The organism is Nocardia sp. NPDC057353 (assembly GCF_042667085.1).
Taxonomy (GTDB): Bacteria; Actinomycetota; Actinomycetes; order Mycobacteriales; family Mycobacteriaceae; genus Nocardia.
Window position 1 is genome coordinate 32321 of sequence record NZ_JBHVAK010000017.1, and the last position, 20720, is coordinate 53040.

The window sequence follows — 20720 nt, forward strand, 5'->3', positions numbered from 1 at the left end:
CGGAGAGTTGGCCGCATCGCACCGATCGAAAGGTCCCCACCATGACCAGCACCCTCCCGCTCGACTCGCTCCGCGGCCACGGCGAGCTGCACCTGCCCGGCGAGCCCGGGTACGACCGCGCCCGCACCCCGTGGAACCTCGCCGTCGACCTGCGCCCCGCCGCCGTCGCGCTGCCGCGCAGCGTCGACGAGGTCACCGGGCTGGTCCGCGCCGCCGCCGCGGCGGGGCTGCGGGTGGCCCCGCAGAGCACCGGGCACGGCGCCAACCCGCTCGGCGAGCGCCCGCTCGACGACGTGCTGCTGCTCCGGCTCACCGAGCTCACCGGCGTCACCGTCGACCCGGAGGCCCGGGTCGCGCGGGTGCTCGGCGGCACGCAGTGGCAGCAGGTGATCGAGGCCGCGGCCGCGCACGGGCTGACCGCGGCGCACGGCAGCGCCCCCGACGTCGGGGTGATCGGCTACCTGCTCGGCGGTGGGCTCTCCTTCTACGCCCGCAAGCACGGCGTCGCGGCGAACGCGGTGCGCGCCGCCGAGGTGGTGCTGCACGACGGCACCCTGGTCCGGGCCACCGCGACCGAGCACCCCGAGCTGTTCTGGGCGCTGCGCGGCGGCGGCGGCAACTTCGGCGTCGTGGTGGCGGTCGAGTTCGAGCTGCTGCCCTACGCCGACGTCTTCGCGGGCATGCTGCTCTGGGACCGCGCCCGCGCCGCCGAGGTGGTCATCGCCTACGCCGCGTGGAGCCGCACCGCGCCGGAGTCCGCGACCACCGCGCTGCGGATCATGAGCTTCCCGCCGCTGCCCGAGCTGCCACCCTTCCTCGCAGGCCGCGACCTGGTGATCATCGACGGCGCCGTGCTGGCCGACGACGACACCGCCGCCGCCGTGCTCGCCCCGCTCCGCGCGCTCGCCCCGGAGCTGGACACCTTCGCCCGCATCCCGGCGGCCCAGCTGCTCTTCAAACACATGGACCCGCCCGCCCCGACCCCCTGCGTCGGCGACCACAGCGTGCTCGGCCCGCTGGACGCCGCCGCCGTCGACGCCTTCCTCGCCAGGGTCGGCGACGGCGTCGACCACGGGCTCATGTTCGCCGAGCTGCGGCACCTCGGCGGCGCGCTCGCCAGGCCCGCCGTCGACGGCGGCGCTCTCGCGCACGTGCCCGGCGAGTTCGCCCTGCTCACGATGGCGGTGGCGCCGACCCCGCAGGCCGCGGTCGCCGGCCGGGCGGCGGCGTTCGGCGCGGTCAGGGCGATGTCCGCTTGGTCGCGGCCGAATCTGATCCCGACCTTCGCGGAGAACCGGGTGGAGTCGGGCAAGCTCTACGACGGCGAGGACTGGGCCCGGCTGTGCCGGGTCAGGGACGCGGTCGCGCCGGGCGCGGGCTTCGTGGCGAACCACGCGCTCGGCTAGTCCGAGATCCCGACGGCGCGGTTCAGGTAGGTCTCGTCGGTGACCTGGTCCAGCAGGAAACCGGCGATATCGGCCCTGGAGATCTTCAGCGCCAGCCCCGACATCTCGGCCCCGAACCCGCGCTGGAAGGTGCCGGTGGCGGGGCCGTCGGTGAAGGCGCTCGGCCGGACCAGGGTCCAGCGCAGGTCGGTCGCCTCCCGGACGTACATCTCCTGGCGCTGGTGGTCGGCGTAGGCGGGGCGGAGCAGCAGCCCGAACATGACGTACTTCCAGAGGAAGTTCAGGTTCGCCCTGCTGTCGCCCGCGCCCAGCGTGGTCTGGCAGACCAGCCGTTTCACCCCGGTCCTGCGCATGGCCTCCATGACCGTGCGGGTGCCCTCGGCGCGCACGACGCCCTTGCGGCCGTTGCCGAGCGCGACGATCACCGCGTCCTGCCCGGCGATCGCGCGCTGGACCGACTCCACATCCAGCACGTCGCCGGTGACCACCGTCAGGCTCGGGTGCGCGGCGCCGACACCCGCCGGGTTGCGGGTGAAGGCGGTGATCTCGTGGTCACGCTCCAGCCCCTGCTGGACCACCAACCTGCCGACCGTCCCGGTCGCTCCGAAAACCGCGATTCGCATGTCCTTCTCCTCGTCCGGTCCCGCTCGGAAGGGGTTGAGCGGGAGGTGTTTCCAGTACACCGGTGGGGGCGCGGGCGGGACATGGCCCGGAGTCTCGGAAACATACGCGGTGCTCCAGTAGCGTCGGCGGCACCAATCGCGTGAAGGGAGTGCCGCCGGTGAAGTGGACCCTCGAGGTCGTCGTCGTCCCGGTGTCCGATATCGACCGGGCCAAGCGTTTCTACTCCGAAGGGGTCGGGTTCGACATCGACCACGACACCACGGGGCAGGCGCCGGACGGCGCCCCGATCCGGATCGTGCAGCTCACGCCGCCCGGCTCGGGGTGCTCGATCGTGATCGGCAGCGGGGCGGTGCCGGAGATGGTGCCCGGCTCGCTCAAGGGGCTGCAGCTGGTGGTGCCCGACGTCCGCGCGGCGCACGCCGAGCTGGTGGAGCGCGGGGTCGCGGTCTCCGACGTCCAGATCGTCGGGGTGAACCCGCGCGCGGTTCCCGATCCGCTGGACAATGTCGGGTTCTTCTTCTTCGACGACCCGGACGGGAACAGCTGGGCGGTGCAGCAGATCTCCGCCCGCGGCAGCGGCAGCTCGGACGCCGCCCGCGGTTAGCGGTACTCGGCGAAGAACTCGCTGATCTCGCGGGCGGCGAGCTCCGGCGCGGCGTGGTGCAGGTAGTGCGTGGGGACGTCGTGCACCCGCCAGGAGACGATGGCGCCGTGGTCGCGGTCGGCGAAGCGGCGGAAGCCGTGGAAGTCGCCCGCCGAGCCGGAGAGCGCGAGCGGGACCGTGGTCGGCTCGGTCGGCCGCGGCGCCCGCGCGTTCTCGAAGTACTGCCTGATGGCCGAGCCGGCGCTGCCGGAGAACCAGTGCAGCGCGAGGTGGGTGAGGACGAATTCGTCGTCCAGGTCCGGGCCGAGCAGCTGGCTGTTCCAGCCCACCAGCCCGGCGGGTGAGTCCACGATGGCGTGCGCCAGCGTCTGCGGCTGCTGGGCGTGCAGGGTGTTGAAGCTCATCTTGTGCTCCGCGAACCAGGTGAGCGTGGCGAGTGCGGACTGCTCGTCCTCGGTCAGGTCGGCGAACTCGGCCGGGTCGCCGGAGGGGAACGAGTACACCTGCGACACGTGCACCCCCGAGACCGGCGCCACCCGGCTCAGCTCCGGCGCGATCTGTGCCCCGTGGTCGTTGCCGACCACGCCGAAGCGGGCGTAGCCGAGGCGGTCCATGAGTTCGGCGAGCGCGCGGGCGGTGCGCTGGTCGTTCCAGCCGGTCGAGGTGGTGGGGCCGGAGAAGGCGTAGCCGGGGAGGGACGGGATCACCAGGTCGTACCCGGCCTCGGTGAGCGGGGCCGCCACGGCGAGGAACTCGGCGAAGGTGCCAGGCCAGCCGTGCAGCAGGAGCAGCGGGAACGCGGTGTCGCGCGTGCTCTTCAGGTGCAGGAAGTGAATGTTCTGGCCGTCGATCTCGGTGCTGAACTGGGGGTGCTCGTTGAGCTTCGCCTCCAGGGCGCGCCAGTCGAGCTGCTGCCACTGCTCGACCAGGTGGCGGACGCGGTCGGTGGGGACGCCGTAGGTGTCGCCGGACTCCGGGAGCTGGTCCGCCCAGCGGGTGCGGGCCAGGCGGTGGTGCAGGTCGTCCAGGTCGGACTGGGGGATGTCGATGCGGAAGGGGCGGATCATCGCGGGCCTCGTCTCTGGAACGGAATGGTTTGTTCCATTGCAACGTTAGCGGAATGGATCATTCCGTTCAAGTGGTAATCTGCGGGCATGGTCGAATCGCTCTCCGGGCGCAAGGCGCAGGCCGCGCGCAATGACGGGCTCATCCTGGATGCCGCGCGGGCGGTGTTCCTCGCCGATCCCGGCGCGCCGATCTCGGCGGTCGCCGAGCGGGCCGGGGTCGGGATCAGTGCGCTGTACCGGCGCTACCCGAGCAAGGAGGTGCTGCTGCGCACGCTCTGCCACGAGGGGTTGCGGACGTACTGCGCGCTCGGGTCGGCCGCGCTCGAGGTCGCCGACGGGTGGGCGGGGTTGGTCGGGTTCCTGGAGTCCGTGGTCGAGGCGGACGTGCACTCGCTGACGGTGCGGTTGGCGGGGACCTTCGCGCCGGACGCGGCGCTGCTGCCCGACGTGTGGCGGGCCGGGGAGATCGCCACCGAGCTGGTGCGGCGGGCGCACGACGCCGGGCGGCTGCGCGGCGATTTCGCCGCGTCCGACCTGGGGCTGGTGCTGGAGGCGTGCTCGGCCGTCACCCTGCCCGACCCGGTGCGGACCGTCGAATTACGCAGGCGCACCCTGGCTCTGCTCGTCGCCGGGATGGAGTCCGTCGGGCCGGAGCTGCCCGGCCCCCCGCCCGCGCCCGGCGAATTCCGCGGACGCTGGGAGTACCGCGGGAAGCGGTGAGCCTCCGCCCGGCCGGAGATGTCAGCGGCGGCCGAGGTACAGGGTCTGGGTGCTGCGGCCCAGCGGGCCCTTCTCGTCGAAGAGCGCGGATTCGGCGAGGCCGATGCCGTGCCGCTGCGGGAGGGTGACGGCGTCCAGGCAGACCCACTCGCCCGCCGGGTGGCGGTGCAGGGTGACGGTGAGGTCGGTGTTGATGAACAGGTAGGCGTTCCAGTCCAGGACCGCGCTCACCCCGTTGCCGGAGTCGGCGGCGGCCAGGGTGCGCTCCAGCGGACTCGGGGTGGTGCCCGCGACGATGGGGTACTTCAGCCGGATCCAGCACACCGCGGGGCCCGGCTCCGCGAACGAGCCCTGTGCGAAGCGGTATTCGATCCCGGTGTGGAAGCCGACCGCCTGCGTCGACGGGAACGGCTCCGGCTCCGGCGCCTGCTCCGGCCCCGGCCTGGTGCCGCTGGGCAGGAACTCGGCGGGCAGCTCCAGCTCCGGCTCGGCCAGCTTGAACCGCCAGGCATTCGCCCGCAGCACCGGCCCGCGCTCGGACTCCAGCGTCGCCTCCAGCAACTCCACGCTGCGCCCTGGCCGCACCAGCCGCGCCTTCGCGGTCAGCGGCGCCAGCGGCACCGGGCCGAGGATCTCCACCGCCACCCGCCCGATCTGGAACCCCGGCTTGGGCTCGCACCGCTCCAGCACGTGCCCGAGCAGCGCCGACGGCGGCCCCGCGTGCTGCGCGTCCGGGGACCACGGGCCCCGGGTCAACTCGGTCGAGTGGAAGCGCTGCCCGTCGTCCGGGTCGGGTAGGTAGAAGGCGTCGGTCACGGCGTCGTCCTCTCGCTGGTCGTCACCGCCGATTCTGCCCCCGGTCGGAACCGGCGGGTACGCAGCCCTCGGCATCGAGGCCGTGCCGGAGCAGAGTGAAGGCCGCTCCGCGGTCGCGGTCATCGAGGTCCGGTCGTGGCGACCTCGATGACCTTCCCGGCAGTGCCGACCGAGCGTCTTCAGGGCACGACGGGCAGGTAGACCCGCGCCCCCTTGCCGGCGAACTCCGCCGACTTCTCCGTCATCCCGGCCTCGATCGCCTCCACATCGCTGAGACCGTTCTTCTCCGCGTACTCCCGCACATCCGCCGAGATCCGCATGGAGCAGAACTTCGGCCCGCACATGGAGCAGAAGTGCGCGGTCTTGGCGGGCTCCGCGGGCATGGTCTCGTCGTGGTACTCCCGCGCGGTGTCGGGGTCGAGCGAGAGCGCGAACTGGTCGCGCCAGCGGAACTCGAAGCGCGCCCGGGAGAGCGCGTCATCGCGCTGTTGCGCGTGCGGGTGCGCTTTGGCCAGGTCGGCGCTGTGCGCGGCGATCTTGTAGGTGATCACTCCCACTTTGACGTCGTCCCGGTTCGGCAGGCCGAGATGCTCCTTGGGGGTGACGTAGCAGAGCATGGCGGTCCCGGCCTGGGCGATGACGGCGGCGCCGATGGCCGAGGTGATGTGGTCGTAGGCGGGCGCGATATCGGTGGCGAGGGGGCCGAGGGTGTAGAAGGGCGCCTCCGCGCAGAGCTCTTCCTCGAGCCGCACGTTCTCCACGATCTTGTGCATGGGTACATGCCCTGGGCCCTCGATCATCACCTGCACGCCGTGCGATTTCGCGATCGCCGTGAGCTCGCCGAGCGTGCGCAGCTCGGCGAACTGCGCGGCGTCGTTGGCGTCGGCGATGGAACCGGGGCGCAGCCCGTCGCCGAGTGAGAAGGTGATGTCGTAGCGCGCCAGGATCTCGCAGAGCTCCTCGAAGTGCGTGTACAGAAACGACTCCCGGTGGTGCGCGAGGCACCACGCCGCCATGATCGAGCCGCCGCGGGAGACGATCCCGGTGACCCGCTTCGCGGTGAGCGGGATGTAGCGCAGCAGCACGCCCGCGTGCACGGTCATGTAGTCGACGCCCTGCTCGGCCTGCTCGATCACGGTGTCCCGGTACAACTCCCAGGTCAGCCGGGTGGGATCACCGTTCACCCGCTCCAGCGCCTGGTAGATCGGCACGGTGCCGACCGGGACCGGCGCGTTGCGCAGGATCCACTCGCGGGTCTCGTGGATGTTCCTGCCGGTGGAGAGGTCCATGATGGTGTCGGCGCCCCAGCGGGTCGCCCAGACCATCTTCTCCACCTCCTCGGCGATGGAGGACGAAACCGCCGAGTTGCCGATATTGGCGTTGATCTTCACCAGGAAGCGCTTGCCGATGACGGTCGGCTCCAGCTCCGGATGGTTGTGGTTGGCCGGGATCACCGCGCGCCCGGCGGCGACCTCGGCGCGCACCAGCTCCGGCTCGACCCCTTCGCGCGCGGCGACGAACCGCATCTCCGGGGTCACGATCCCCGCCCGCGCCCAGGCGAGCTGGGTGCGCGGCCCCGCGATCGCGGGCTTCTCCCAGGTGTCCCGGAGCGCGGGCAGCCCGGCCTCCAGGTCGATGGCCGCGGTCTCGTCGGTGTACGGCCCCGAGGTGTCGTACACGTCGAAGTGCTCGCCGTTGCTCAGCGGGATCCGGCGCACCGGAACCCGCAGCTCGTCCACTTCGAGATAATGCTTCACACTGCCCTCGATGGGGCCGGTGGTCACGCTGTCGACAGCTGTCACGATGTCACTCCCTACGCCGGCATTACCCGGTCAGGTTCATACGGTCGACGGCCCTAGCCGTCCTCTCAGCCCGCTGGTGCGAGCCCCCGTCATCGACGATGAAATTGTGCGCGGCCGACCTTACCGCTACGCGTCGCGCAGCATCCGGAAGACCTGCCCCCCGACGAAATCCCCGAGATCCTCCGGCGTCCAGTCGGTCGTACCGGCCATCAGCGTCTGCACCGCCCCCTCGCCCGCGGCCAACCACTGGTCGACCAGCACCGGCAGTTTGCGGTCGGCGCCGACCGTGCCCCAGCTGAGCATGCTGCCGCGGAGCAGCGCCGTGCAGCGGTTCACCGCGATCCGCCTGCCCCGGCCGAACTCCTCGGAGATCACCGGGTTCGGGGTCTCGGCGAGGAAGCGCCACGACTCGGGGCGCGCGGAGGTGAGCTGCAGCAGCGTGCGGAAGCTGGTGACCAGGGCGGTCTCGTCGGTGCCGAGGTCGCGGGCGGGGAGCGTGGCCAGCAGGTCGTGGATGAGGTAGTTCTCCTCGCGCCTGCGCAGCGCGTCGATGAGCTGCACCCGGTCCGCGAAGCAGGCGTAGACGACCGGGCGGGTGACTCGCATGCGGTCCGCGATCGAGGCCATGGTGACGGCGGAGAGCCCCTCGGCGACCGCGATCGAGAGGGCGGTGTCGAGGACCTGTGGCCGCCTGCGCTGCGGGCCGAGATGCTGTGCCCGCTGCCGTGGCCGGACGGCCGACTCGCTACCCATGGGCGGTAACCCTAGCAGCGCCGACCCGTCACGTGGCGGAACAAGACCATATGGACGGTTTTAACGGAAAACGCTCCTACCAGCATTGATCCGTCTCAGTCGGTGAAGTCGACGAGCACGGGAGCATGATCGCTCGCGCCCTTGCCCTTGCGCTCCTGCCGATCGACCACCGCGTCGGTCACCCCGGCCGCGAGCGCGGGGGAGGCCAGCACGAAATCGATCCGCATGCCCTCCTTCCTGGCGAAGCGCAGCTGCGTGTAGTCCCAGTAGGTGTAGACGCCGGGCCCGGGGGCGAAGGGCCGCATGACATCCGCGTACCCGGCGTCGACAACGGCCGCGAAGGCGTCGCGCTCGGGCTGCGAGGTGTGGGTCTTGTTCGCGAAGTACTCCGGCGACCAGACGTCGTCGTCGGTCGGCGCGATGTTCCAGTCCCCGACCAGCGCGATCTTCGCCGCCGGGTCGGCGGCCAGCCACTGCTCGCCGGTGCGCCGCAGCGCGTCGAGCCAGTCCAGCTTGTAGCGGTAGTGCGGGTCGTCCAGCGCGCGGCCGTTCGGCACGTACAGGCTCCACACCCGGACCCCGCCGCAGGTGGCCCCGAGCGCCCGCGACTCCACCACCGGCGCCCCGAGCAGCGACTCCCCGGCGTCCCTGTCGAACCCGGGCTGCCCGGGAAAGGCCTCCTCCACGTCGGTGAGCCCGACCCTGGAGACGATCGCGACGCCGTTCCACTGGTTCACACCGAGGTGCGCGACCTCGTACCCGGCCGCGTCGAACCGCTCGAACGGGAACTGGTCGTCCCGACACTTGGTCTCCTGGATGGCGAGGACGTCGACGTCGTGCCGGTCCAGGAAGCCGATCACCCGGTCGATCCGGGAGCGGATGGAGTTGACGTTCCAGGTCGCGAGCCGCACGAATTCCCTTTCAGCTGTGCCGCGGGGCGGCGTACCGGTAGCGGTGGTGCTCCACGAACCCCATCTCCCGGAAGAGCCCGAGCCCGTCCCGGTTGTCCGCGGCCACCTGGACGTAGCCGTACCCCGCCCCTTGCTCCGCACCCCAGCGCAGCAGCTCGGCGCAGATCAGCGCGCCGAGCCCGTGCCGCCGGTGCTCGGTGGCGACCGCGACGCAGGAGAGCCCCACCCAGCGCCGCCCGTCCGGCGCGGTGGTGACCGCGCCGCGCGCCACCGCGATGGGCTGCGGGACGCCGAGCACGGCGAAGCCGAGCGTGCCGTCCCGGACGGCGTTCAGCACGTCGGCGGCGGGCCGCGGCGGCGGGGCCGCGAGCGGGTCAGGAATGCCGCCGCGGTAGCGGTACAGCTCCAGCCAGGCCTGCGACGGCGCGGGCGAGACCCGCACCATGGACGGGCCCTGCGGCAGCACCATGGTCTCGATATCGATGCCGAGCACCACGGTCTCGTTCCAGGTGTGCCAGCCGGGCGGGGTGGCTGCCAGCCGGTCCGGCAGGCAGAGCTGCACCGGGAGGCCGTGCTCGGTGTACCAGGCGCCGATCCGGTACAGCGTGTCCTTGCCGACGATCGCCGGGCCGCTCGCGTCGCCGAGCGGCAGCGCGGAGTTGGCGCGGTGCGTGTAGCCGTGGCCCGCGCGCAGCAGCCAGCCGTCCAGCCAGGTCTGCTCGACCCCGGGCCAGCCCGCGGCGCCCGCGTACTCCAGCGCCCTGATCTCCGAGGTGCGGATGGGCCGCGCCGGGATCGCGCGCAGCGCCACGATCTTGTCCGGCGCCACCTCGACCAGCGCGCCGTCCGTGGTGCGCACGGTCGGCGGGTCGACCGAGACCAGCTCGCCGAGCACGTCGGTGAGCGGCTGCGGGTACCCCTCGGGCAGCCGGTACCGCATGACCACCCGGTCGCCGGGGGCGGGCGGCTGCGGATCGATACTCATCAGTCGTGCCCGAACGGGTCGGGCCCCGCGCCGGGCAGCCAGCTCAACCCCGGTGTGCCCCACCCGTTCCGCTTGATCGCCTTCTTCGCGGCGCGGGCGTGCCTGCCGATCAGCACGTCCACGTAGAGGAAGCCGTCCAGGTGGCCGACCTCGTGCTGCAGCATCCTGGCGAAGAACCCGGTGCCCTCCAGTTCGACCGGCTCGCCCTTCTCGTCGGTGCCGCTGACCCTGGCCCAGTCGGCGCGGCCGGTGGGGTACTGCTCGCCGGGCACGGAGAGGCAGCCCTCGTCGTCGTCGTCCGGGTCGGGCATGGTCTCCGGCAGCGCGGAGGTCTCCAGGATCGGGTTCACCACGACGCCGCGGCGGCGCACGGTGTTGCCGTCGGCGTCCCGGTCCGGGCAGTCGTAGACGAAGAGCCGCTTCGCGACCCCGACCTGGTTGGCCGCGAGCCCGACGCCGTTCGCGGCATCGAGGGTCTCGTACATGTCGGCGATCAGCGGCGCCAACTCCTCCGGCGGCTCGGTGACCTTTTCGGTCGGGTTGTGCAGCACCGGGTCGCCGACGATCACGATCGGGAGGATTGCCATGCGGCAATTATTGCTGTTCCGTCGCGGCGGGCGAACACGCCGGGTGCTCGGCCGGAATCCGTCCGTACCCCGTGGTTGAATGATGCGGTCGGACCAGCACGTGGTGGAAGCTCGGCGAGGGAGCGAGATGGACAGCGCAGCTGCTCGGAATCCATCCGGTACCCCGGAGGATGCCGACGAGTCGGTGATCGAGGACGCGAGCGGCCTCTCCCGGCGCGATCAGGAGATCCTCGCCTTCGAGCGCCAGTGGTGGAAGTACGCGGGCGCCAAGGAGGAGGCGATCCGCGAACTGTTCGGTATGTCGCCCACCCGCTACTACCAGGTCTTGAACGCCGTCGTGGACCGGCCGGAGGCGCTCGCCGCCGACCCGATGCTGGTGAAGCGGCTGCGCAGGCTGCGCGCGAGCAGGCAGAAGGCAAGGGCCGCGCGGCGCCTCGGTTTTCAGGTCTGAGACGCGAGCGCCGCGTGTCGGCGGCGACGGCCTCGCGCGCCGGTCGGAACGGCTAGGGTCGACGGGGTGAGCAACCCGAATCCCACCTCCGGCGGTCCGCCGCTGCGCGCGCTGGCGATGGTGTTGATCGCGCTGGCCATCGTGTTCGCCGGGCTGGGTGCGATGTCGCTGTCGGACTCCGATTCCAGCGCGTCGGAGGGGCCCGGCGCGGAGACGAGCACCGCCGCCCCCACGACCACCGCGGCGGCGACCACCCCGCGCGCGACCACCACCGCGGCGGCCTCCAGCACCGCCTCGACGGTGCCGGAGACCCCGAGCGCGGTCGAGACCACGACCGTCGCCCCGCCGCCACCTCCGCCGCCGCCCGCGGCGCCGTCGGTGAACCGCGCGGTCCCGGTCCGGGTGCTGAACAACAGCCTGGTGGCCGGGTTGGCCGGGCGCACCGCGAGCGAGCTGGGCGCGAACGGCTGGAGCAATGTCGCGACCGGCAACTACTCCGGCGGGACGCTCCCGAAAACCACGGTCTTCTACGGGGATTCGCCCGCCGAGCAGGCGGCCGCGGAGGCCATCGCGGCGGAGATCGGCGCGGTCGCCGAGCCGCGGTTCGCCGGAATCTCCGGCTCCGAACCGGGTGTGATCGTCATCGTGACGGGTAACTGAGCGGCATAGACGCGGGTCACCCAGAAACGGTCCGGCTGCCCTCGCGTGGCAAGATCGTGCACGGTACGAACCCCGTCCACATCCGTGAAGGAGTCATTCCGATGGCCTCGTCCCCGTCCCGTCGCCCGTCCTGGCGGATCGTGACCCCGGTGCTCGCGATCGCGGCGTTCGGCCTGGCCGGCTGCTCCAACAGCCAGGAGTCGACCGATGCGGTGGGGACGACTCCGCCGGTCTTCACCGCCTCCCCCGCCCCCGCGAGCGAGTCCGGGCACGGCGACGACCACTCGGGCTCGCACTCCGGCGCCTCCGCCGAGCTGAAGGACGCGGCGGGCCAGCCCGTCGGCACCGTCAGCTTCGCCGAGGAGAGCGGCCACCTGCAGATCACCGTGGAGGCGCGCGGGCTGCGCCCCGGCTTCCACGGGCTGCACATCCACTCGGTCGGCAAGTGCGAACCCAACTCGGTGGCCCCGACCGGCGGCCCGGCGGGCGACTTCCTCTCCGCGGGCGGGCACCTGCAGGTCGGCAGCGCGAACAGCCACCCGGCCAGCGGCGACCTGACCTCGCTGCAGGTGCGCGGCGACGGCACCGCCTCGCTGGTCACCACCTCGGACACCGTCACGCTCGACGACGTCAAGGACAAGGCGATCGTGGTGCACGCCGACGCCGACAACTTCGGCAACATCCCGAACCGGTACCAGCGCGCCGACGGCGTCGCGGGCCCGGACGAGGCCACGCTCGCCACCGGTGACGCGGGGGGCCGCGTCGCCTGCGGCGTCATCCACTAGAGGGGGAGCGGTATGCCCGGGGCTGATCGCAGGGGCAGCGGAACGCACGTCGAGTTCCACGGTTCGCCCCGGCCGACCATCGGCATCGAGTGGGAGATCGCGCTCGTCGACAAGGTGACCCGTGATCTCTCCAATACCGCGGCCGCCGTCTTCGACGAAGTCGGCGAGCTGCGGGCGCACGACGGCACCCCGCAGGTCACCAAGGAGCTGCTGCGCAATACGGTCGAGCTGGTCACCGGCGTGCACGACACGGTCGGCGCCGCGCTGGCGGACCTCACCGGCACCATGAACGTGCTGCGCCGGGCCGCCGACCCGCTCGGGGTCGACCTGTTCTGCGCGGGCACGCACCCGTTCGCGCAGTGGTCGGCGCAGCAGCTCACCCGCTCCGAGCACTACGACGAGCTGATCGAGCGCACCCAGTGGTGGGGCAGACAGATGCTGATCTGGGGCGTGCACGTGCACGTCGGGGTCTCGCACCGGGACAAGGTCTTTCCGATCCTGAACGCCATGCTGCCCGCCTACCCGCACCTGCTCGCGCTCTCCGCCTCCTCGCCCATGTGGTCCGGCTCGGACACCGGCTACGCCTCCAACCGGGCGCTCATGTTCCAGCAGCTGCCCACCGCGGGGCTGCCGTTCCAGTTCGAGAAGTGGTCGCAGTTCGAGGGTTTCGTGCACGACCAGTTCAAGACCGGGGTCTTCGAGCAGCTCGGCGGCATGCACTGGGACATCAGGCCCGCGCCCAAGTGGGGCACGATCGAGGTGCGGATCTGCGATGGCGTCTCCACCCGCAGGGAGCTCGGCGCGCTGGCCGCGCTGATCCACTGCCTGATCGTCGACCTGGACGACCGGGTCGAGGCCGGTGAGACGTTGCCCACACTGCCGGTATGGCATGTGCAGGAGAACAAGTGGCGCGCGGCCAGGTACGGCCTGGACGCGATCATCATCACCGATTCGGACAGCAATGAGCGGTTGGTCACCGACGACCTGGGCGACCTGCTGAACCGGCTGGAGCCGACCGCGGCCAAGCTGGGCTGCGCCGATGAGCTGCGCGCGGTGGCCGAGATCCCCCGCGGCGGCGCCAACTACCAGCGGCAGCGCCGGGTGGCGGCGGCCAGTCAGGGCGATCTGATCGCGGTGGTCGATTCGCTGGTACGCGAGCTGAATACCTGACCGAACCCTCCCGTTCAAGCACCGGGGCCGGTGCTGTTCACACGCCGTTTACTATGGGCGGGTGCTTGTGGAGGACCCTGTCCGGCGGAGCCGCCGGACGCAGCTGTCGATCGTGCTCGTGGCGGCGGTCGCCCTGCTGCTGGTCGGTCTCCAGGCGGTAGCGCTGGGACAGGGCTTCGAAGGGCCGCTGACCAGCCTCTGGCGCGATTTCGCCGGCACCCCCAAGTCCATGACGGTGCCGTGGGCCGGGCTGATCCTCGCGCTGGTCGGGCTGCGCGCGCGGGACCGCTTCGTCGCGGCCGGTGCGGCGATCGGCATCGACCTGATCGGGGCGGGCGCCCGGCTGCTCGCCGGTGCCTCGCCGACCATCGGCAACGGGCCGGTCTGGGTGCTCACCGGGATCACCGTGCTCGCGCTCTGGCGCTGGACCGGGCTGCGCCGCCGGACCGCGCTGCACGCGGTCGCGCTCGGCGCGCTGCTCATCCTGGCCACCAAGGTCGGCGACGTCTGGCTGCACCTCACCATCCTGGCGCACCCCGGGGTGCTGGACGAGTACGTCATGCTCGCCGACCACGCGCTCGGCGACCCGTCCTGGGTGCTCGGGCGGGTGGTCGAGGCGCTCGGGCCGGTGGTGTACGCGGTGCTGCACTGGGTCTACATCGAGCTGCCGCTGGCGGCGATCGTGGTCGCGGTGTGGCAGCTGCGGCGGGTGGTCTCCTCCGGGCGCTGGCCGGGGCACTACCTGGTGCGCACCTTCCTCGTGCTCGGACTGGCCGGGCCGGTGGTGTACCTGATCTTCCCGGTGGTCGGGCCGATGTTCGCCTTCGGCGCGGACGGGCAGGGGCTGCAGGTCGGGAACTACTGGCCGCAGTTCGTGCCGCCGATCGACCGCAGCCCGGGCGTGCTCCCCTTCGACGAGGTGACGCCGCGCAACTGCATGCCGTCCATGCACACCGCGTGGGCGCTCGCGGTCTTCCTGCACACCCGGCGGGCCGCGGACGGCTCGCCCGCGCCGCGCTGGCTGCGCTGGGGCGGCACCTTCTGGCTGGTCGCCACGCTCACCGCGACGCTCGGCTTCGGGTACCACTACGGGGTCGACCTGGTCGCGGGCGTCGTGCTCTGCCTCGCCGTCGAGTCGGCGCTGCGCGACCCGGAGCGCGGGTACGGGTGGTTCCGCTGGCGGCTGGTGCTCTTCGCCGCGGCCGTGCTCGTCGCGCTGCTGCTCGCCTACCGCTTCCTCGCGGTCTCCATGGCGGAGTACCCGGTCTTCGCCGGAACGGCGGTCCTCGCCCTGCTCGCCGCCGTCGCCGCCGCCTTCCACGCCACCTGGTTCGCGGCGCCGAATCCGGTCACGGCGGAGCCCGCCGTGCCCGAGCCCGCCCGCTGAGCGAGAACTACTCCACTTCCTCGTCGCCGAGTTCGTTGACCTGGAGCAGCCCGTCCCGGTAGCGCTGCTCGCGGTAGGCGGTGCGGCCGATGAGGTGCGCGATCACCGGCGCGGTGAGCAGCACGAACAGCATCATGAGCACGAGCATCCAGGCGTTCACGTCGCCGCGCACCTGGATGGCGGCGCCGAGCAGCACCAGCACCAACCCGACCACCTGCGGCTTGGTCGCGGCGTGCATGCGGGCCAGCGTGTCCCGGAAGCGCACCAGCGCGATCGCCGCGGTCAGCGCCAGGAAGGAGCCGAAGAGAATGAGGACCGCGGAGACCCACTCCAGCGCGCTCACCGGTCGTCCCTGACCCGGAAGCGGGAGACCGCGGCCGACCCGAGGAAGCCGACCAGCGCCAGCGCCACGATGGCGGGCACCACCGAGGTGTCCTTGCTCCAGGCCGCGTACACCGCGAGCCCGGCCGCCGCCATGGCGGTGAGCGAGTCCACCCCGACCACCCGGTCCAGGGTGCTCGGCCCGTTCAGTACCCGGTAGAGCGTGAGCAGCGCGGCCACCGAGAGCAGCACCGCGGCGATTCCGGCGACGACGGTCATGGTTGCGCCTCCTCGGCGGGGGTTTCCGGCTCCAACCGGCGCTCGAAGGACGAGACCAGCAGCCGCTCCAGCTTGCGGGTGGTGCGGTAGAACTGGGCCACCGCCGCCTCGCTGCCCACGTCGAGCACGTGCACGTAGACCACCCGGCGCTCCCGGTCGATCTCCAGCACCATGGTGCCGGGGATGAGGTTGAGCAGGTCGACGCAGAGCGCGAGCACCAGCTCGGACTCGATATCCAGCCGCACCCGCAGCACGCCGGAGACCGGCTGCGTCCCCGGCCGCACTCCGAGCCAGGCCACCTGCAGGCTGGACTGCAATGCGTAGTAGGTGCTCGCCACGACCAGCTGAGCGAAGGCGATCGGGTTGAACCGCCCGGTCACCGGCATGGCGGGCAGCGGGAGGACCAGCACGATCACGATGCCGATCAGCAGCCCCGCGACCAGGTTGCCGAGCGTCAGCGTGCCCCACAGCAGCGTGTAGACGACGGCGAGCCAGAGCACGACGCCGATCCGGCCCAGGCTCTCCTTGCTCATCGGTACGCCTCCTGGTCATCGCCGAGCACCGCGCTCACGTAGACGCCCGGGTTGTCCAGCTCGGCGGCGGCCCGGTCGGCGATGCCGAGGATCGGGCCTGCCAGCACGGTCAGCGCGAACCCGACCAGGACCAGCGCCGTGGTCGCGGCGACCATGAGCGCGGGCATCCGGCCGGGGTCGGTGCGTTCGTCGTAGAGCACGTCGGTGGTCTCCTCCACCAGGTTCGCGGGCCGGGCCATGGCCAGGTGCCCCTCCGGCGCCTCGGAGCGCGGCCGCCAGAACGCCTTGCTCCAGACCAGCGCCACCACGTACAGCGTCAGCAGGCTGGTGACCACCGCGCCCGCCACCAGCACCCACGCCAGCCAGCCGCCGTCCGCGGCGCCCGCCTGCAGCAGCGCGACCTTCCCGATGAACCCCGAGAACGGCGGGATGCCGCCGAGGTTCAGCGCCGGGATCAGGAACAGCAGCCCGAGCAGCGGGCTCGCCCCGGCCAGCCCGCCCAGCCTGCGCAGCGAGACCGAGCCCGCCTGCCGCTCGATCAACCCGACCACCAGGAAGAGCGCCGTCTGCACCAGGATGTGGTGCGCCACGTAGTACACCGCGCCGCCGAGCCCGGCCTCGCTGGCCAGCCCGATGCCGAAGAGCATGTAGCCGATGTGGCTCACCAGGGTGAAGGAGAGCAGCCTGCGGATATCGCTCTGCGCGATGGCGCCGAAGATGCCGACCAGCATGGTGAGCAACCCGGCCACCAGCAGCAGGGTGTCGAAGCCCTGGTCCGGGAAGAAGAGTGCGTGCGTCCGGATGATGGCGTACACCCCGACCTTGGTGAGCAGCCCGGCGAAGACCGCGGTGACCGGCGCTGGCGCGGTCGGGTAGGAGTCGGGCAGCCAGTTGGAGAGCGGGAAGATCGCCGCCTTGATGCCGAACGCCACCAGCAGCACCGCGTACACCGCGTTGCGCACGCCCTCCGGCGCCTCGCCGATCCGCAGCGCCAGCTGGGCCAGGTTCAGCGTGCCGGTGACGGCGTAGGCCAGCGCGATGCCGACCAGGAAGATCAGCGAGCTGAGCATGGAGACCATGACGTAGGCGACGCCCGCGCGCACCCGCTCCGCGGTGGCGCCGACGGTGAGCAGCACGAAGGAGGCGCCGAGCAGGATCTCGAAGCCGACGAAGAGGTTGAACAGGTCACCGGCGAGGAAGGTGGTGCTCACCCCCGCGGTCAGCACCAGGTAGGTGGGGCGGTAGATCGAGGTGGGCTGGCGCTCGTCGCCGTCCCGGATGTTCTGGCCCGCACCGTAGACGGAGACGACGAGCAGCACGATCGAGGAGACCAGCAGCATGACCGCGGAGAGCCGGTCCACCACCAGCGTGATGCCGATCGGGGTATCCCAGCCGCCGACCTGGACGGCGGTGGTGCCGTCGCGGTCGGCCAGGTAGAGCAGCGCCGCGCAGACGGCGACCACCGCGGTGAGCGCGATCAGCGTCACCAGGCTCTGCAGCCGCGGCCTGCGGCCGAAGATCAGCGTGATGGCGGCGGCGAGCAGCGGGATCAGGACGGGTAGGGGGGCCAGAAAGGCCAGCACGCCGAATTCCGAGCTCAATCCTCCGGATCCTCTCGCTCGCGCCGACCCGCCACGTCGGCGTCCTCGGGGTCGTCGGGTACGTCGTCGGTGGTGGTGAGCATGCGGGCGCGGTAGGCGAGGGCCAGCACGAAGGCGGTGAGCCCCATGGTGATCACGATGGCGGTGAGCACCATGGCCTGGGCCAGCGGGTCGGCCATGTCCGTGTCGGCCGCCTCCGCATTGCGCAGCGGGGGATTCCCGGCCGGGCCGCCGACGGTGAGGATGAGCAGGTTCACCGCATTGCCGAAGAGGATCATGCCGAGCAGCATCTTGGTGACCGAGCGCTCCAGGATCAGGTAGACGCCGCAGGCCACCAGCACGCCGACGATGATGAGCAGGGTCAGGTTGGCGGTCACGCCGCGCCTCCCTTCGCGCTCACCGGCTCGTCCGAGTCCAGTTCGCTGTCCAGGCGCGCGCCGAGCGAGCGCAGCACGTCCAGGACCAGCCCGACCACGATGAGGTAGACGCCGAGGTCGAAGAAGAGCGCGGTCACCAGCTTGATCTCGCCGAAGAGCGGAAGCGTCAGCTCGATGATCGCCGAGGAGAGCGGCGGCGCCCCGAGCAGCAGCGAGGCCGCCGCGGTGCCCGCCGCCAGGGTGAGCCCGGCGCCGAGCAGGTGCCCGGCGTCCACCGGCAGCGCCTCGCCCAGCTCGTAGCGGCCGCCCGCCAGGTAGCGCAGGGTGAGCGCGAGCCCGGCGGTGAGCCCGCCCGCGAAGCCGCCGCCGGGCGCATTGTGCCCGGAGAAGAAGAAGTAGACCGACAGCACCATGGTGGTCGGGAAGACCAGCCTGGTGGCGATCTGCAGGATCATCGAGCGGTTCTCCCGGGAGATGAGCCTGCCCGCGGAGAGCCAGCCGACCCGGTCCGGGTCGTAGTTCGGGGCGTCGACCGCGCGCGGCGCGCTGCCGAACCGGCGCACCCGGAACACCAGCGAGGCCACGCCGGTGGCGGCGACGACCAGCACCGAGATCTCGCCCATGGTGTCCCAGGCGCGGATATCGACGAGCAGCACGTTCACCGCGTTCTTGCCGCCGCCGATGGTGTAGGCGGCCTCCGGGATGAGCTGCCAGATCGGCGTCGAGCTGCGCGCGGCGACGGCCACCGCGCCGAGTACAGCGACCACCGCGCCGACCGCGATGCCGAGCACCGCCCTGCTGCCCCTGGAGGCGGCCAGCCGGTTCTCCTCGATCTCCGCCGGGAAGGCCCGCAGCACCAGTACGAACACCACCAGCAGCAGCGTCTCCACCAGGAACTGGGTGAGCGCGAGGTCGGGGGCGCCGTGCAGCGCGAAGATCACGCCGCAGCCGTAACCGGTGACGCCGACGACGAGCACCGCGGCGAGCCGGTTGCGCAGCACCGTCGCCGCCAGCGCGGAGGCGATCATGACCAGCGCGATCACCAGCTGCATCGGGGTGTCCCAGAGCCGCATGCGAAACTCGCTCGGCCCGGCCAGCGCCAGCGCGACGGCGGGCAGCAGCGTCATGGTGCCGAGGATGGTGGCCTGGTTCAGCGGGAGCGAGCCGCGCTGGGTTGCGGCGGTCATCCGCAGCGAGAGCCGGTCCATCTGCTTGAGCGTGGCGTCGTAGACCCGGTCGGCATTGCCGAGCCGCGGGTGCGCCGACTCGTGGATCCGGCCCCGCACCGCGAAGAGCGCGAGCCCGCCCGCGATCACCACCGCGGTGAGCAGCAGCGGCAGCGTGAAGCCGTGCCAGAGCGCCAGGTGCTCGGGGGCCGGGCCGGGCAGCGTCTTCGCGTACGGCGCGAGCAGCGTGTCCACCCAGGGCGCGGCGAGCCCGGCGGCCAACCCGGCCAGGGCGAGCAGCGCCGGCGGCGCCAGGAAGGCCGGGTCGGGGCCGTGCCAGTGCCGCGGCGGCTCGACGCCGTCCTTGTCCGCGAAGGCGCCCCAGACGAACCGGGCGCTGTAGGCGACGGTCAGCGCGGAGCCGACCACGAACACCGCAAGCACCGCGATCCGGCTCGGCGCGTTCAGCACCTCGGCGTGCTGCGCGGCCGCCAGCGCGCTCTCCTTGCCGACGAAGCCGAGCAGCGGCGGGATACCGGCCATGCTCAGCGCGGCCAGCGCGGCGGCGCCGAACAGCACCGGCTCCCTGCGGCCGAGGCCGGAGAGCCTGCCCAGCTCGCGGGTGCCCGCGCCGTGGTCGATGATCCCGACCACCATGAACAGGCAGGCCTTGAAGAGCGCGTGCGCCACCACCATGGCGATGCCCGCAAGCGCGGCGTCGGGGGTGCCGATCCCGACCAGCATGACCAGGAAGCCGAGCTGGCTGACGGTGCCGAAGGCGAGCACCAGCTTGAGGTCGGTCACCTGCAGCGCGCGCCAGCCCGCCAGCACCATCGAGACCGCGCCGAGCGTGAGCACCAGCGGGTGCCAGACCGGGGATTCCGCGAAGGCGGGCGCGAGCCGCGCGATCAGGTACACGCCCGCCTTCACCATGGCGGCGGCGTGCAGGTAGGCGCTGACCGGGGTGGGCGCGGCCATGGCGCCGGGCAGCCAGAAGTGCAGCGGCACGATGGCGGACTTGCTCAGCGCGCCGACCAGGATGAGCGCCACCGCCACGCTGGCCGCGGCCCCGGTCGGGGCGCCGCCCGCCAGCAGGTCGGAGAGCAGGAAGCTGCCGGAGAGGTGGCCGAGCAGCACGATGCCGGTCAGCATGGTGAGCCCGCCCGCGCCGGTCACCAGCAGCGCCTGGATCGCCGCGCGCCTGCTCGTCGCCTTGTCCGCGTTGTGCCCGACCAGGAGGAACGACAGCACCGTCGTGATCTCCCAGAAGACGTAGAGCAGCAGCATGTTGTCGCTGGTCACCACGCCGAACATGGCGCCGGAGAAGCCGACCAGCTGGGCCGCGAAGGCGCCGAGCCGCGGTTCGTCGTCGTCGAAGTAGCGGGCGCAGTAGCAGAGGATGAGGGTGCCGATGCCGAGGACAAGCACCGCCATCACGGCGGAGAGGGAATCGAATCGGAGGTCGATGTCCATCCCGATCGCGGGGGCCCACGCCACGCTGACCTGCTGGGTGGTGCCCCACTGGGCCACCACCCAGCCGAGGCAGGCGAGCGGGACCGCCGCGAGCGGATAGAAGGCTTTTCGACCCGCGATCCGGACGCACAGCGGGGCCACCACAGCGGCAAGGGCATGTGCGAGCAGGATTACGAGCAAACTACGCTCCGTCGTCTCGGGCGGGCGGTCGTCCGGGTCGATCCTACTTGGGCGTGTGGCCA

General features: G+C 71.9%; 22 protein-coding genes and 1 riboswitch. Of the genes, 8 read left to right on the plus strand and 14 right to left on the minus strand.

The features are described 5' to 3' along the window. Positions 1 to 41: 41 nt before the first annotated feature. Positions 42 to 1406, plus strand: coding sequence for an FAD-binding protein (locus ACFUUZ_RS11340; RefSeq protein WP_378694983.1), 1365 nt, complete (start codon positions 42 to 44; stop codon positions 1404 to 1406). Here the strand turns inward: ACFUUZ_RS11340 and ACFUUZ_RS11345 are convergent. Continuing rightward, on the minus strand, positions 1403 to 2029 hold the full coding sequence (locus tag ACFUUZ_RS11345; protein WP_378694985.1) for an NAD(P)-dependent oxidoreductase: 627 nt from the start codon (positions 2027 to 2029) through the stop codon (positions 1403 to 1405). The genes ACFUUZ_RS11340 and ACFUUZ_RS11345 overlap by 4 nt on opposite strands. A 158-nt stretch (positions 2030 to 2187) precedes the next feature. Here ACFUUZ_RS11345 and ACFUUZ_RS11350 point away from each other — a divergent pair, with 158 nt between their 5' ends. Then, complete coding sequence (locus tag ACFUUZ_RS11350; RefSeq protein ID WP_378694986.1) at positions 2188 to 2634, plus strand: VOC family protein; 447 nt, start codon at positions 2188 to 2190, stop codon at positions 2632 to 2634. Here ACFUUZ_RS11350 and ACFUUZ_RS11355 read toward each other — a convergent pair. Then, positions 2631 to 3701: an epoxide hydrolase family protein gene (locus tag ACFUUZ_RS11355; protein WP_378694988.1), complete on the minus strand. Its 1071-nt coding sequence runs from the start codon at positions 3699 to 3701 to the stop codon at positions 2631 to 2633. The genes ACFUUZ_RS11350 and ACFUUZ_RS11355 overlap by 4 nt on opposite strands. Positions 3702 to 3788: 87 nt before the next feature. On the opposite strand from ACFUUZ_RS11355, the gene ACFUUZ_RS11360 reads away from it, so the two are divergent. Beyond that, positions 3789 to 4421 carry a TetR/AcrR family transcriptional regulator gene (locus tag ACFUUZ_RS11360; protein WP_378694989.1) on the plus strand — a complete coding sequence of 211 codons (633 nt, stop codon included), beginning with the start codon at positions 3789 to 3791 and terminating at the stop codon, positions 4419 to 4421. A 21-nt stretch (positions 4422 to 4442) separates the two neighbouring features. On the opposite strand, the gene ACFUUZ_RS11365 is transcribed toward ACFUUZ_RS11360, so the two are convergent. The 6 genes from ACFUUZ_RS11365 to ACFUUZ_RS11390 all read right to left on the minus strand — a co-directional run bounded on the left by ACFUUZ_RS11365 (position 4443) and on the right by ACFUUZ_RS11390 (position 10275). After that, positions 4443 to 5237 (minus strand): thioesterase family protein, encoded by a 795-nt coding sequence (locus ACFUUZ_RS11365; protein WP_378694991.1) that lies wholly within the window; start codon positions 5235 to 5237, stop codon positions 4443 to 4445. Between the two features lie 179 nt (positions 5238 to 5416). Further along, positions 5417 to 7042, minus strand: coding sequence for a phosphomethylpyrimidine synthase ThiC (gene thiC, locus ACFUUZ_RS11370; RefSeq protein ID WP_378695138.1), 1626 nt, complete (start codon positions 7040 to 7042; stop codon positions 5417 to 5419). Beyond that, positions 7030 to 7139, minus strand: a riboswitch (TPP riboswitch). (Overlaps the previous gene by 13 nt.) A gap of 26 nt (positions 7140 to 7165) precedes the next feature. Beyond that, positions 7166 to 7792, minus strand: a complete 627-nt coding sequence (locus ACFUUZ_RS11375; RefSeq protein ID WP_378694993.1) for a TetR/AcrR family transcriptional regulator — start codon at positions 7790 to 7792, stop codon at positions 7166 to 7168. A 95-nt stretch (positions 7793 to 7887) separates the two neighbouring features. Continuing rightward, on the minus strand, positions 7888 to 8703 hold the full coding sequence (locus ACFUUZ_RS11380) for an exodeoxyribonuclease III (protein ID WP_378694995.1): 816 nt from the start codon (positions 8701 to 8703) through the stop codon (positions 7888 to 7890). Positions 8704 to 8713: 10 nt separating this feature from the next. Then, entirely contained in the window at positions 8714 to 9688 is a 975-nt protein-coding gene (locus ACFUUZ_RS11385; RefSeq protein WP_378694997.1) for a GNAT family N-acetyltransferase, read from the minus strand. Beyond that, positions 9688 to 10275, minus strand: a complete 588-nt coding sequence (locus tag ACFUUZ_RS11390) for a peptide deformylase (RefSeq protein WP_378694998.1) — start codon at positions 10273 to 10275, stop codon at positions 9688 to 9690. Before ACFUUZ_RS11390 ends, ACFUUZ_RS11385 begins: the two co-directional genes overlap by 1 nt. Before the next feature lie 127 nt (positions 10276 to 10402). Between ACFUUZ_RS11390 and ACFUUZ_RS11395 the strand changes: the two genes are divergently transcribed. The 5 genes from ACFUUZ_RS11395 to ACFUUZ_RS11415 all read left to right on the plus strand — a co-directional run bounded on the left by ACFUUZ_RS11395 (position 10403) and on the right by ACFUUZ_RS11415 (position 14728). Further along, positions 10403 to 10726 (plus strand): DUF3263 domain-containing protein, encoded by a 324-nt coding sequence (locus tag ACFUUZ_RS11395; RefSeq protein WP_378694999.1) that lies wholly within the window; start codon positions 10403 to 10405, stop codon positions 10724 to 10726. A 66-nt stretch (positions 10727 to 10792) separates the two neighbouring features. Next, a complete protein-coding gene (locus ACFUUZ_RS11400) occupies positions 10793 to 11386 on the plus strand; it encodes a LytR C-terminal domain-containing protein (RefSeq protein WP_378695001.1) in 594 nt (197 codons plus the stop codon). A 101-nt stretch (positions 11387 to 11487) separates the two neighbouring features. Continuing rightward, complete coding sequence (locus tag ACFUUZ_RS11405) at positions 11488 to 12171, plus strand: superoxide dismutase family protein (protein WP_378695003.1); 684 nt, start codon at positions 11488 to 11490, stop codon at positions 12169 to 12171. 12 nt (positions 12172 to 12183) lie between these two features. Continuing rightward, entirely contained in the window at positions 12184 to 13341 is a 1158-nt protein-coding gene (locus ACFUUZ_RS11410) for a glutamate--cysteine ligase (protein WP_378695005.1), read from the plus strand. Positions 13342 to 13408: 67 nt separating this feature from the next. Then, positions 13409 to 14728 (plus strand): DUF5933 domain-containing protein, encoded by a 1320-nt coding sequence (locus ACFUUZ_RS11415; protein WP_378695140.1) that lies wholly within the window; start codon positions 13409 to 13411, stop codon positions 14726 to 14728. Between the two features lie 7 nt (positions 14729 to 14735). On the opposite strand, the gene mnhG is transcribed toward ACFUUZ_RS11415, so the two are convergent. From mnhG to ACFUUZ_RS11445, 6 genes are read right to left on the minus strand one after another with little or no spacing between them, the layout of a single operon-like run. Next, complete coding sequence (mnhG, locus tag ACFUUZ_RS11420; protein WP_378695007.1) at positions 14736 to 15071, minus strand: monovalent cation/H(+) antiporter subunit G; 336 nt, start codon at positions 15069 to 15071, stop codon at positions 14736 to 14738. Then, the gene (locus tag ACFUUZ_RS11425) at positions 15068 to 15328 is read right to left on the minus strand and encodes a monovalent cation/H+ antiporter complex subunit F (protein WP_378695009.1); all 261 of its coding nucleotides are present in this window, start codon (positions 15326 to 15328) and stop codon (positions 15068 to 15070) included. The genes mnhG and ACFUUZ_RS11425 overlap by 4 nt, the downstream gene beginning before the upstream one ends. Further along, the gene (locus tag ACFUUZ_RS11430) at positions 15325 to 15861 is read right to left on the minus strand and encodes a Na+/H+ antiporter subunit E (RefSeq protein ID WP_378695011.1); all 537 of its coding nucleotides are present in this window, start codon (positions 15859 to 15861) and stop codon (positions 15325 to 15327) included. The genes ACFUUZ_RS11425 and ACFUUZ_RS11430 overlap by 4 nt, the downstream gene beginning before the upstream one ends. Beyond that, on the minus strand, positions 15858 to 17462 hold the full coding sequence (locus ACFUUZ_RS11435; RefSeq protein WP_378695013.1) for a Na+/H+ antiporter subunit D: 1605 nt from the start codon (positions 17460 to 17462) through the stop codon (positions 15858 to 15860). The genes ACFUUZ_RS11430 and ACFUUZ_RS11435 overlap by 4 nt, the downstream gene beginning before the upstream one ends. Beyond that, positions 17459 to 17839 (minus strand): Na(+)/H(+) antiporter subunit C, encoded by a 381-nt coding sequence (locus ACFUUZ_RS11440; protein ID WP_378695014.1) that lies wholly within the window; start codon positions 17837 to 17839, stop codon positions 17459 to 17461. Before ACFUUZ_RS11440 ends, ACFUUZ_RS11435 begins: the two co-directional genes overlap by 4 nt. Continuing rightward, on the minus strand, positions 17836 to 20658 hold the full coding sequence (locus tag ACFUUZ_RS11445; RefSeq protein ID WP_378695016.1) for a Na+/H+ antiporter subunit A: 2823 nt from the start codon (positions 20656 to 20658) through the stop codon (positions 17836 to 17838). Before ACFUUZ_RS11445 ends, ACFUUZ_RS11440 begins: the two co-directional genes overlap by 4 nt. Positions 20659 to 20720: the final 62 nt, after the last annotated feature.